9 protein-coding genes are annotated in these 11,527 nt (G+C 48.4%); 7 read left to right on the top strand and 2 right to left on the bottom strand.

From position 1 onward, the window contains the following. The first annotated feature begins 91 nt into the window (after positions 1–91). From xis to pncB, 3 genes are all read left to right on the top strand, one after another. On the top strand, positions 92–340 hold the full coding sequence (xis, locus tag ACLJR2_RS22375) for an excisionase Xis (protein WP_000065276.1): 249 nt from the start codon (positions 92–94) through the stop codon (positions 338–340). 44 nt (positions 341–384) lie between these two features. After that, positions 385–1,677: a tyrosine-type recombinase/integrase gene (locus tag ACLJR2_RS22370; protein WP_001262307.1), complete on the top strand. Its 1,293-nt coding sequence runs from the start codon at positions 385–387 to the stop codon at positions 1,675–1,677. A gap of 194 nt (positions 1,678–1,871) precedes the next feature. Beyond that, positions 1,872–3,074, top strand: a complete 1,203-nt coding sequence (gene pncB / locus ACLJR2_RS22365) for a nicotinate phosphoribosyltransferase (protein WP_000191409.1) — start codon at positions 1,872–1,874, stop codon at positions 3,072–3,074. An 80-nt stretch (positions 3,075–3,154) separates the two neighbouring features. Here pncB and ACLJR2_RS22360 read toward each other — a convergent pair whose 3' ends face one another. Next, positions 3,155–4,588: an alanine/glycine:cation symporter family protein gene (locus ACLJR2_RS22360; protein WP_000893191.1), complete on the bottom strand. Its 1,434-nt coding sequence runs from the start codon at positions 4,586–4,588 to the stop codon at positions 3,155–3,157. 245 nt (positions 4,589–4,833) lie between these two features. Next, positions 4,834–6,048 (bottom strand): diaminopropionate ammonia-lyase, encoded by a 1,215-nt coding sequence (gene dpaL, locus ACLJR2_RS22355; protein ID WP_000544858.1) that lies wholly within the window; start codon positions 6,046–6,048, stop codon positions 4,834–4,836. 317 nt (positions 6,049–6,365) lie between these two features. Between dpaL and ACLJR2_RS22350 the strand changes: the two genes are divergently transcribed. The 4 genes from ACLJR2_RS22350 (at position 6,366) to aspC (ending at position 11,500) form a co-directional block, all read left to right on the top strand. Continuing rightward, on the top strand, positions 6,366–6,827 hold the full coding sequence (locus tag ACLJR2_RS22350; RefSeq protein WP_000762342.1) for an Lrp/AsnC family transcriptional regulator: 462 nt from the start codon (positions 6,366–6,368) through the stop codon (positions 6,825–6,827). 200 nt (positions 6,828–7,027) lie between these two features. Then, the gene (asnS, locus tag ACLJR2_RS22345; RefSeq protein ID WP_000117867.1) at positions 7,028–8,428 is read left to right on the top strand and encodes an asparagine--tRNA ligase; all 1,401 of its coding nucleotides are present in this window, start codon (positions 7,028–7,030) and stop codon (positions 8,426–8,428) included. 605 nt (positions 8,429–9,033) lie between these two features. Beyond that, positions 9,034–10,125: a porin OmpF gene (gene ompF / locus ACLJR2_RS22340; protein ID WP_000977709.1), complete on the top strand. Its 1,092-nt coding sequence runs from the start codon at positions 9,034–9,036 to the stop codon at positions 10,123–10,125. Between the two features lie 184 nt (positions 10,126–10,309). Beyond that, positions 10,310–11,500, top strand: a complete 1,191-nt coding sequence (aspC, locus tag ACLJR2_RS22335; RefSeq protein ID WP_000462653.1) for an aspartate transaminase — start codon at positions 10,310–10,312, stop codon at positions 11,498–11,500. The last annotated feature ends 27 nt before the right edge of the window (positions 11,501–11,527 follow it).

Raw genomic sequence — 11,527 nt, 5'->3', positions numbered from 1 at the left:
GCAATGATCGGCGTCCGGAAACTTAGAAATCTGCCAGCACAGGCAAACTGAATATTAGCGATGGCCCGCTGCGGGGCCACTGGAGAAAACGATGAGCAACATTATCCAACTGACGCCAAACAAGTGGGTTAGCGAAAAAGTTCTGATTGCGGTTACCGGGCTTAAGCCCGGAACCATTACCCGCGCCAGAAAAGAATCCTGGATGCTGGGCCGCGAGTACCTGCACATTTCACCAGACGGAAATCCGAAGCCTTCGAGCGAATGCATATACAACAGAGAAGCCGTTGATCAGTGGATCGAGGCGCAGAAAAAAAATCAACCAGGTGCGAAGACAACATGAAAAGCAGTACACTCGTCAATGCTCCTGGACGTCAGGAGGGATTAATGGCTAATGCATCATACCCGACAGGCGTCGAAAACCACGGCGGTTCGCTCCGCATCTGGTTTCTGTATAAAGGTAAACGTGTCAGGGAAAACCTTGGTATCCCTGACACTGCAAAAAATCGCAAGATAGCTGGCGAACTGCGTTCTTCGGTTTGTTTTGCGATAAGGATGGGGAATTTTAACTATGTGGAAAAATTCCCAAACTCACCGAACCTTGCCCGGTTCGGTCAGGATAGAAAGGAAATTACTGTGCTGGAGCTTACCGAAAGATGGTCCGAGCTGAAGAGAATGGAGATCAGCTCTAATACCATGAGTAGGTACGAATCTATCATAAAAAACATGCTTCCACTCATCGGCGAAAACAAAATGGTTTCTGCGGTGACTACTGAGGATTTGCTGTATGTCAGGAAGGAGTTGCTGACGGGCTTTCAGGTAATGAAGAAGGATCACCGGACTCAGGTTAAAGGCCGGAAATCGTCCACAGTGAATAATTACATGATGCTGATGGCCGAGATCTTCCAGTTTGGAACAGATAACGGCTATGCAAAGGAAAACCCGTTTAGCGGAATTAACCGTCTCAAGAAAGCGAAAGGGGAACCAGATCCACTCACGACAGACGAGTTCATCAGGTTTATCCAGGCATGCGGACACCAGCAGATGAGAAATCTCTGGTCACTGGCAGTCTATACCGGAATGAGGCATGGGGAGTTGTGCGGTCTGGCCTGGGAAGATATCGATCTGCATGCCGGGACGATCATTGTGAAGCGCAACCTTACCCAGACGGATGAGTTCACCCTGCCAAAAACCGACGCAGGTACTGACAGGGTGATATATCTCATTCAACCAGCTATTGATGCCCTGAGGAATCAGGCCCAGTTGACACGCCTTGGCCGGCAGTTTGAGGTTGAAGTGAAGTTGCGGGAATATGGACAATCTGTCATTCAGCCCTGCACGTTCGTATTCAGCCCTCAATGCGTCAAACGTGGACCTCGCACAGGATATCACTACGCGGTTAATTCCATTAATAAAATTTGGGCCCCGATAATCAAGCGTGCCGGCATTCGTTACCGTAACGCGTATCAGTCACGACATACCTATGCATGCTGGTCATTATCAGCTGGTGCTAACCCAAACTTTATAGCAACGCAGATGGGGCATACCGATGCACAGATGGTTTACAAGGTGTATGGAAAGTGGATGTCAGAGAAGAGCGCAGAACAGGTTTCTCTGCTCAACCAGGCACTTTCCCGCTATGCCCCATCACTGCCCCAAAGCATGGTAGCAGCGCAGTAGAAATCCTTAAATTCAAGGGGTTAGCAGTCGCATCGCTACATTTTTATAACATGGGGCACGAAATGCGCTCGACCCTAAAGACAGCTTATGGTGTGATCGGGGTTCAATAAATCGCTAAACAAGGTATACTCCAGCGGTTTTCTTAGTTGTTTATTGTACTAAACGCTCCCGTGAGAGGACGCAACAGCGCACCTATGACACAATTCGCTTCTCCTGTTCTGCACTCGTTGCTGGATACAGATGCTTATAAGTTGCATATGCAGCAAGCCGTTTTTCACCACTACTATGATGTGCAGGTAGCGGCTGAGTTTCGTTGCCGTGGCGACGACCTGCTGGGTATTTATGCCGATGCTATTCGCGAGCAGGTGGACGCGATGCAGCACCTGCGCCTCCAGGAGGACGAGTTCCAGTGGCTCTCCGGCCTGCCCTTTTTTAAACCGGATTATCTGAACTGGTTACGCGAGTTTCGCTATAACCCGGCTCAAGTCTGTGTCACCAACGATAACGGCAAGCTGAATATTCGCTTAACCGGCCCGTGGCGTGAAGTCATTATGTGGGAAGTGCCGCTGCTGGCCGTGATCAGTGAGCTGGTTCATCACTACCGCTCGCCAAACGCGGGTGTTGTTCAGGCGCTCGACGCGCTGGAAAGTAAGCTGGTTGATTTCACTGCGTTAACCGCCAATCTCGATATGTCCCGCTTCCACCTGATGGACTTCGGCACCCGCCGCCGTTTCTCTCGTGAAGTGCAGCAGGCGATAGTTAAACGTCTCCAGCAGGAGTCATGGTTCGTCGGCACCAGCAACTATGATCTCGCGCGTCGCCTGGCGCTGACGCCGATGGGCACTCAGGCGCACGAATGGTTCCAGGCGCATCAACAAATCAGTCCGGACCTGGCGACCAGCCAGCGTGCCGCGTTGGCCGCCTGGCTTAACGAATATCCGGACCAGCTTGGTATCGCATTGACAGATTGCATTACAATGGATGCGTTTTTACGCGATTTCGGCATTGAATTCGCCAGCCGTTATCAGGGGTTACGCCACGACTCAGGAGACCCTGTCGCATGGGGCGAAAAGGCGATTGCCCATTATGAAAAGCTGGGGATTGATCCGCTGACAAAAACGCTGGTCTTTTCAGATAACCTTGATCTGCCAAAGGCGGTCGAGCTCTATCGCCATTTCGCCTCTCGCGTGCAGTTAAGCTTCGGCATCGGTACCCGACTGACCTGCGATATCCCTCAGGTAAAACCGCTCAATATCGTGATTAAGCTCGTGGAATGTAACGGAAAGCCGGTGGCTAAACTTTCCGACAGCCCCGGTAAAACGATCTGTCATGATAAAGCGTTTGTGCGCGCGCTGCGTAAAGCGTTCGATCTCCCGCAGGTGCGTAAAGCAAGTTAACCATGCCTGTGCGAAGCGCCCGGAAAGTGGGCGCTTTGTTACTCTTCTGACCATCTTACCTGTTCTGGCCGCGATGGTGACTATTCTTCCCCTTCACTCTTCGACATATTTACGTGCGTAATTTGCGTTGTTTTTTCAGAATTAGTGTCCCGCTGTGTACGCGTTCTGAATATATTGAATTCGCTAATAAATTCTTTACGCAGCAAGAACAGAGCAATTACGTTGGGGATAACCAGAAAACCGACAGCAATATCAGCCATTAACCAGATTACCGGGATTTCCATATTAACGGCAATCAGTGGCGGCAAAAAATATAGCCATTTAATGATGCGTTCTAGCTTATCGCCAAAGATATAGTTTATCGAAGTGCGAAATTTAATATATGAACCAAGATAAGAAGTAAACAGAATCAACGCCACACCGAGACAGAGAACCTGAACAATAATCGGATGCCATGTTTCTTTTAAGGCGGCAAAGATAATCTGAATACCTTGATAACTGGCGTCTGTCCACATACCAGAAGCAAGTACAGCAAATGCGGTAAAGTTACAGGTAATCATTGAAACAAAAAATACTTCCACTGCCCCCCACATTCCCTGACGGAAAGCATAATCCACGTTGGCAGTAGCATGTACTGTGGCCGAGGTACCCATGCCGGCTTCGTTAGTGAATATTCCGCGACTGGCTCCTTTACTGATGGCCATCATGATGGTTGACCCGACAAAGCCACCGGCTGCTGGCGCAGGGGCAAAGGCATAATAGAAAATACTTTTTATAACCTGTGGGATAGCCTCGATATTCAATACCACTACACCAGCGGCACCAATGAAATAGGCAATGGTGATCGGTGGAAGTGCAATCGTACAGAATTTACCAAGACTGGCGAGTCCTTTTAAAATAACCAATGCGCCTACGATGACAATAAATCCCCCAATGACGCTTGTTGGGATGTCAAACGTATAGTGAATGACCGCCGCCATCGTATTAGTTTGCACAAAACAGGCATCCGTAATAACCAGAATCATTAATGCAAACGCATATAATCCTGCCAGGGGATGCCATTTTTTATTGAGCCCTTTCTTAATATAATGCATTGGGCCGCCATAATATTCGCCATTCTCACCTTTACTTCGGTATTTCACCGCCAGCGTCACTTCAACCATTTTGGTCATCATACCCACGACCGCAATGATCCACATCCAGAAAATTGCCCCAGGTCCGCCAACCGCAATAGCCGCAGCAACACCTGCGATCGTTCCCGCGCCTAATGAGCCGGATAGCACAGTGGCAGCCACCTCTATTGATTTTAAGGATTTTTTAGACGCTGCCTCGCCAGTAGTGTTTTGTTTATTTTTTCCGGCAAGTGTACCAATTGTATTACGGTAAATTTCTTTTAAATTGATAATCTGGAAAAATTTGAGGCGTACTGTAAAATAAAAGCCAATGCCGATGACACACAAAAATAATGGGCCACCCCATAGAAATTCAAAGAGTTGTGAAAGTTGCTCTAACATAATGACCTCGGATTTAAATTAATTCGTTCAGTCTCAGAAATAATCTTTCCAGTTCAGCGTAATCCTGAATTTTGCCAACAACACTAAACTGGAAAGTCAGCGGGTAGGAGCATCCCTTACTCACTAAATGCCGTTTTAATGGTATATTGTTATGAAGTTTTGCTTCCTGCATTAGGTTTATTATGCGTATAAAAAACGCGTTTTTTACATGCTGCCTTTATTATCTAATTTTTTAGTCGTAATGTTTAAGCACTGCGTCCGTTCCAGACTATATCTTCATAAATATCTGGGGACGTATCGCCTTCGGTGCTAATAAGCAAAACATGAGCATTGGCATCAAGCTGTAAGCGATTAGCAAGATCCTGATAATGCATATTGTTCATCAACTCATAAAGTAACCCTACGCCAATAGCTCCGGACTCGCCGGAAATAAAAGGCGTATCAGTGCCTGGACGCGGCGCGGCAGAAATGCGCATACCCTTAGCCGCCAGACAATCATCAGCGGAAATAAAACAACTGGTGTTGTCCCGAATAATAGGCCAACTGATAATATTCGGCTCCCCACACGCAAGCCCGGCCATTATCGTCGCCATATCGCCAGTGACGCAGTGAGGTTGACCATCATTCATAACTGCGGATTGATAAAGACAGTTGGCCTGATGCGGCTCAACCACAATAATATTAGGGATATTTTCCTGCATTTTTTCAACAAAATAACCCATAACACTGCCAGCAAACGATCCCACCCCCGCTTGTAAAATAAGGTGGGTTGGCAACGGACTGTTTGTTTCTGCGAGCTGCTCATAAGCTTCAACCGCTAGTGTCATATAGCCTTGCATAATCCACGTTGGGATCTCTTCATACCCTGTCCAGGCTGTATCCTGCAAAAGCACCCAGCCTTTTGTTTGCGCCATTCTATGGGCCAGTCGCACTGCATCATCGTAGTTCAGATCGGTGATGGTGCATTCAGCTCCATGATGGCGAATATTCTCTGCCCGGATTAACGATGATCCTTTAGGCATATAAACGACGGCTTTTAGACCTAATTGCTCCGCCGCCCACGCCACACCACGGCCATGATTGCCATCCGTCGCGGTAACAAAAACACAATCCTTAATTTTTTCTTTAATCTCAGGAGTGTTAAGGGCAGCAAAACTTAACGAGTTAATATCACATTGCAATTTATCAGCGAGATATTTTCCTACAGCATAAGAGCCTCCCAGACCTTTAAAAGCATTCAGACCAAAACGCCAGGACTCATCTTTAATATGGATGGACCCTAGTCCAAGCCGCCGGCTTAGATGCGCCAGATTATGTAACGGCGTGACGGCATAATTGGGTAATTTTTTATGAAATGCTAACACCTCACGCCCAACATTTCCGTTAAGCAAACTTAAGGCCGCTCCTGTACCATATTTTTTCCGACGTGTATTAAACTGGTATTTAATAAGTTCATGCATAATGATACCTTTTGTTAAAGTTTATTTATTGAAATAATATGTTTTTGGCAATTATTGAGTAGAAACAAGTAAAGAACTCGCGTTTTGTGGCTGTAGTAGTGGTTATCCTCACTTTAATAAACCGTACTGATAAAAGAGTCGCACAATATCTATTACGTCCTTTTCTTTATTCCACTGATTATGATAGTACTATGCTTATTGCTGTTAAATGGCGCGAAAATGCCCATCGTCGTACAATTTTCACCTTTTTTTAACGACCTGGACGCAGCAAAATTGCGCACAGTGATAGTCATCACATTAAAGAGGTTATTTGCGATATGAAGCTTGACGCCTGGGATAAAAACATTCTGACATTATTGCAGCGCGATAATCGTCTTTCTCAGCGGGAAATCGCCGAACAGGTCAATCTTTCACCTTCGGCAGTGAATCGTCGTATCGCGGCACTGGAGGAGGCGGGCATAATTAAAGGCAATGTCAGCCTTATTGATGCTGGCAAAGTGGGACGCCCGGTCACGATTGTGGTGCAGGTGGTGATCGAAAACGAGCGATTCAATTTACTGGAAGAGGCTCGTCAACGGTTTGTCAGTTGCCCGCAGGTGCAGCAGGTCTACTACGTAACGGGCGATTTCGACTTTTTACTGGTGCTCAATGTTCGTGACATGGCGGAATATGAAGCGCTTACCCGTGAGCTTTTCTTTTCCTCAGGCAATATAAAGTCTTTTAAAACGATTGTCGTGATGCAAAACGCCAAGCAAGAGATGCGCGTCCTGATCGAGTAACGTGCGCAAAGCTTGCAAAACCAGCCTAAATTCTCAATGGTTCGCGAGCAGGTGCGAACTTTTTACAGGTTTCTTTCTGAAAACCTGCTTCCAGATGCGATTTCTGCTTGTCTGATTGCAGATGCCAGGTAACATAGGAATACCCCCATTTCGGGTGGACAAGTGTTTATTTTTTCCGACTATTAACTAGAGAGAATATTATGAGCGTTGTGCCTGTAGCCGACGTACTCCAGGGCCGTGTAGCCGTTGACCAAGAAGTCACCGTGCGCGGATGGGTGCGTACCCGCCGAGATTCAAAAGCTGGCATCTCCTTCCTCGCCGTTTATGACGGCTCCTGCTTTGATCCTGTACAGGCTGTCATTAATAATTCTCTGCCCAATTATAATGAAGAAGTATTACACCTGACGACAGGCTGCTCCGTGGTAGTAACAGGTAAGGTTGTCGCGTCGCCGGGACAGGGGCAAAGTTTCGAAATCCAGGCCACGAAAGTAGAGGTCGCAGGCTGGGTGGAAGATCCGGATACCTACCCGATGGCGGCAAAACGCCATAGCATTGAGTATCTGCGTGAGGTCGCACATCTGCGCCCGCGCACCAACCTGATTGGCGCGGTAGCGCGCGTCCGCCATACTCTGGCGCAGGCGCTGCATCGCTTCTTCGATGAGCAGGGTTTCTTTTGGGTCTCTACCCCGCTGATTACCGCTTCCGATACCGAAGGCGCTGGCGAAATGTTCCGCGTCTCAACGTTGGATCTGGAAAACCTGCCGCGTAACGACCAGGGCAGAGTAGATTTTGACAAAGACTTTTTTGGCAAAGAATCATTCCTGACCGTCTCCGGCCAGCTCAACGGTGAAACGTATGCCTGTGCGCTGTCCAAAATCTATACTTTTGGGCCGACCTTCCGCGCGGAAAATTCCAACACCAGCCGCCACCTGGCGGAGTTCTGGATGCTGGAGCCGGAAGTGGCGTTCGCCGATCTGGAAGACAACGCCCGTCTGGCGGAAGCCATGCTGAAATATGTCTTCAAGGCGGTTCTGGAAGAGCGTGCGGATGACATGAAGTTCTTTGCCGAACGCGTGGATAAAGACGCTATCGCTCGTCTGGAGCGTTTTGTCTCCACCGACTTCGCTCAGGTGGATTACACCGATGCGGTCGCCATTCTGGAACGCTGTGGTAAGACATTTGAAAACCCGGTGTTCTGGGGCGTCGACCTCTCTTCCGAACACGAACGCTATCTGGCGGAAGAGCATTTCAAAGCGCCGGTAGTGGTGAAAAACTATCCGAAAGAAATTAAAGCGTTTTACATGCGCCTTAACGAAGATGGCAAAACCGTGGCGGCTATGGATGTGCTGGCGCCGGGAATCGGCGAAATCATCGGTGGTTCCCAGCGTGAAGAGCGTCTGGATGTGCTGGATGCCCGTATGGCCGAAATGGGGCTGAATAAAGAGGATTACTGGTGGTATCGCGACTTGCGTCGCTACGGTACTGTACCGCATTCCGGCTTTGGCCTGGGCTTTGAACGCCTTATCGCTTACGTCACGGGTGTGCAAAACGTGCGCGATGTTATTCCGTTCCCACGGACCCCACGCAACGCCAGCTTCTGATTTTTACGTCACACTCAAGGCCAGCTATGCTGGCCTTTTTTTCGCCTGAATGTCAGTTTTATTCTCAATAAGTAAATAAATTTAATTACAACCCTCTGAATTACAACATCTTGTTACTGTATATTTCACGAAAATATTTACACATAAAAATTAATCCTTAATTTTATTGCGGATTAGATTTTTCTGTTCTAATAGCACAATTTTTAACCACAATTTCAGACATCAAGACTTCCAAATGGCTATTTTTATGAAATAGCTCGCCTGCTGCTTTTTCAGACACAACGGTGTTGCAAGCCAATAATCACAATAAAATCATAGTGATAAAAGAAAAACGATCAAATCAAAACGAGAACTCAGGGGAAGTTTGACGTTGTTCACAAAGTTCCGTAAAAATAACATTTGCTTACATATTTTTTCCTTTTGAAACTAAATCTTTATCTTTGTAGCACTTTCACGGTAGCGAAACGTTAGTTTGAATGGAAAGATGCCTGTCAGACACATAAAGACACCAAACTCTCATCAATATTTCTGTAAAGTTTTATTGACGGAATTTATTGACGGCAGTGGCAGGTGTCATATAAAAAAACCAATGAGGGTAATAAATAATGATGAAGCGCAAAATCCTGGCAGCGGTGATCCCTGCCCTGCTGGCTGCTGCAACCGCAAACGCAGCAGAAATTTATAATAAAGATGGTAATAAGCTGGATCTGTACGGTAAAGCCGTGGGTCGTCACGTATGGACAACGACCGGCGATAGCAAAAATGCCGACCAGACTTATGCCCAGATTGGTTTTAAAGGGGAAACGCAGATTAACACCGATCTGACCGGTTTCGGTCAGTGGGAATACCGTACTAAAGCAGACCGCGCTGAAGGCGAACAGCAGAACTCGAATCTGGTCCGTCTGGCTTTCGCGGGTTTGAAATACGCGGAAGTGGGTTCAATCGATTATGGTCGTAACTACGGTATCGTTTACGATGTTGAATCCTATACCGATATGGCCCCCTACTTCTCCGGCGAAACCTGGGGCGGCGCCTATACTGATAACTACATGACCAGCCGTGCTGGCGGTTTGTTGACCTACCGTAACTCTGACTTCTTTGGTCTGGTGGACGGTCTCTCTTTCGGTATCCAGTATCAGGGTAAAAATCAGGACAACCACAGCATTAACTCTCAGAATGGCGATGGCGTAGGTTACACCATGGCATATGAGTTCGACGGCTTTGGCGTCACCGCAGCGTACAGCAACAGCAAGCGTACTAACGATCAGCAGGATCGCGATGGTAATGGCGATCGCGCAGAGTCATGGGCCGTTGGCGCGAAATATGATGCAAACAACGTCTACCTGGCTGCCGTATATGCTGAAACCCGCAATATGAGCATTGTTGAAAATACGGTTACCGATACCGTGGAAATGGCAAACAAAACGCAGAACCTGGAAGTGGTCGCTCAGTACCAGTTTGACTTCGGCCTGCGTCCGGCAATCTCGTATGTGCAGAGTAAAGGTAAGCAGTTGAACGGCGCCGACGGCTCGGCCGATCTGGCGAAATATATTCAGGCGGGCGCGACTTACTACTTCAACAAAAACATGAACGTATGGGTTGACTACCGTTTCAACCTGCTGGACGAAAACGACTACAGCTCCAGCTACGTTGGCACCGACGATCAGGCGGCTGTCGGTATTACTTACCAGTTCTGATCAGCAGACCCCTTTGTTTTATGCCTCAAAAACAGGACTTCGGTCCTGTTTTTTTATCTCTCTTAGAGAAAATGTGCGTCTTTTAAAAACAGGCGGGCTTTTTAGCGCTAACGGTTGGCATTTTGTAAATCTGCCGTTAACCTGATAGCGGATTTCCCTTCTGTAACTATAATGGAACCTCGTCATGTTTGAGAACATAACCGCCGCTCCTGCCGACCCGATTTTGGGCCTGGCCGATCTGTTTCGCGCCGATGACCGTCCAGGGAAAATTAACCTTGGCATTGGCGTATATAAAGATGAAACCGGCAAAACACCGGTGCTCACCAGCGTTAAAAAAGCCGAGCAGTATTTACTGGAAAATGAAACGACGAAAAACTATCTCGGCATTGACGGGATTCCGGAATTTGCTCGCTGCACTCAGGAACTGCTGTTCGGCAAAGGCAGCGCGCTGATTAACGATAAGCGCGCACGCACGGCGCAAACGCCGGGCGGTACCGGCGCGTTACGCATTGCCGCCGACTTTTTGGCAAAAAATACTCCGGTAAAACGGGTGTGGGTGAGCAACCCCAGCTGGCCGAACCACAAAAGCGTGTTTAACGCTGCCGGCCTGGAAGTTCGGGAGTACGCTTACTACGATGCGGAAAATCACACGCTGGATTTTGAAGCGCTACAAGCCAGCCTGAGCGAAGCACAGGCCGGCGATGTGGTTCTGTTCCACGGTTGCTGTCATAACCCAACCGGCATTGACCCTACTCTGGAACAGTGGCAGGTTCTGGCTGAGCTTTCCGTTGAAAAAGGGTGGCTGCCGCTATTCGATTTCGCTTACCAGGGCTTTGCCCGCGGCCTGGAAGAAGATGCGGAAGGTCTGCGCGCCTTTGCCGCGCTGCATAAAGAGCTCATTGTCGCCAGCTCCTACTCCAAAAACTTCGGCTTATATAATGAGCGCGTCGGCGCCTGCACCCTCGTGGCTGCCGATGCGGAAACCGTGGATCGCGCTTTTAGCCAGATGAAATCCGCCATTCGCGCTAACTACTCCAACCCACCAGCGCACGGCGCGTCCATCGTCGCGACTATCCTGAGTAATGATGCCCTGCGCGCTATCTGGGAACAGGAACTGACGGACATGCGCCAGCGTATTCAGCGTATGCGTCAACTGTTCGTGAATACCTTGCAGGAAAAAGGCGCGAACCGTGACTTCAGCTTTATTATCAAGCAGAACGGGATGTTCTCATTCAGCGGTCTGACCAAAGATCAGGTGCTGCGTCTGCGTGAAGAGTTTGGCGTTTATGCCGTGGCTTCTGGTCGCGTAAACGTGGCGGGCATGACCCCGGATAATATGGCGCCGCTGTGCGAAGCCATTGTCGCGGTACTGTAAAAAGCTGCCGACTGGCGTGACCGATAA

This window comes from Salmonella sp. SAL03688 (genome assembly GCF_046551895.1).
Classification (GTDB): Bacteria; Pseudomonadota; Gammaproteobacteria; order Enterobacterales; family Enterobacteriaceae; genus Salmonella; species Salmonella enterica.
Note: the sequence above shows the minus strand (reverse complement) of the source record. Positions and strands in the feature narration are given on the sequence as shown.

Excerpts from the sequence above, each read along its gene's own strand:
- asnS (WP_000117867.1), top strand. The coding sequence starts at position 7,028 with ATGAGCGTTGTGCCTGTAGCCGACGTACTCCAGGGCCGTGTAGCCGTT.
- ompF (WP_000977709.1), top strand. The coding sequence starts at position 9,034 with ATGATGAAGCGCAAAATCCTGGCAGCGGTGATCCCTGCCCTGCTGGCT.
- aspC (WP_000462653.1), top strand. The coding sequence starts at position 10,310 with ATGTTTGAGAACATAACCGCCGCTCCTGCCGACCCGATTTTGGGCCTG.
- pncB (WP_000191409.1), top strand. The coding sequence starts at position 1,872 with ATGACACAATTCGCTTCTCCTGTTCTGCACTCGTTGCTGGATACAGAT.
- ACLJR2_RS22350 (WP_000762342.1), top strand. The coding sequence starts at position 6,366 with ATGAAGCTTGACGCCTGGGATAAAAACATTCTGACATTATTGCAGCGC.
- ACLJR2_RS22370 (WP_001262307.1), top strand. The coding sequence starts at position 385 with ATGGCTAATGCATCATACCCGACAGGCGTCGAAAACCACGGCGGTTCG.
- ACLJR2_RS22360 (WP_000893191.1), bottom strand. The coding sequence starts at position 4,588 with ATGTTAGAGCAACTTTCACAACTCTTTGAATTTCTATGGGGTGGCCCA.
- dpaL (WP_000544858.1), bottom strand. The coding sequence starts at position 6,048 with ATGCATGAACTTATTAAATACCAGTTTAATACACGTCGGAAAAAATAT.
- xis (WP_000065276.1), top strand. The coding sequence starts at position 92 with ATGAGCAACATTATCCAACTGACGCCAAACAAGTGGGTTAGCGAAAAA.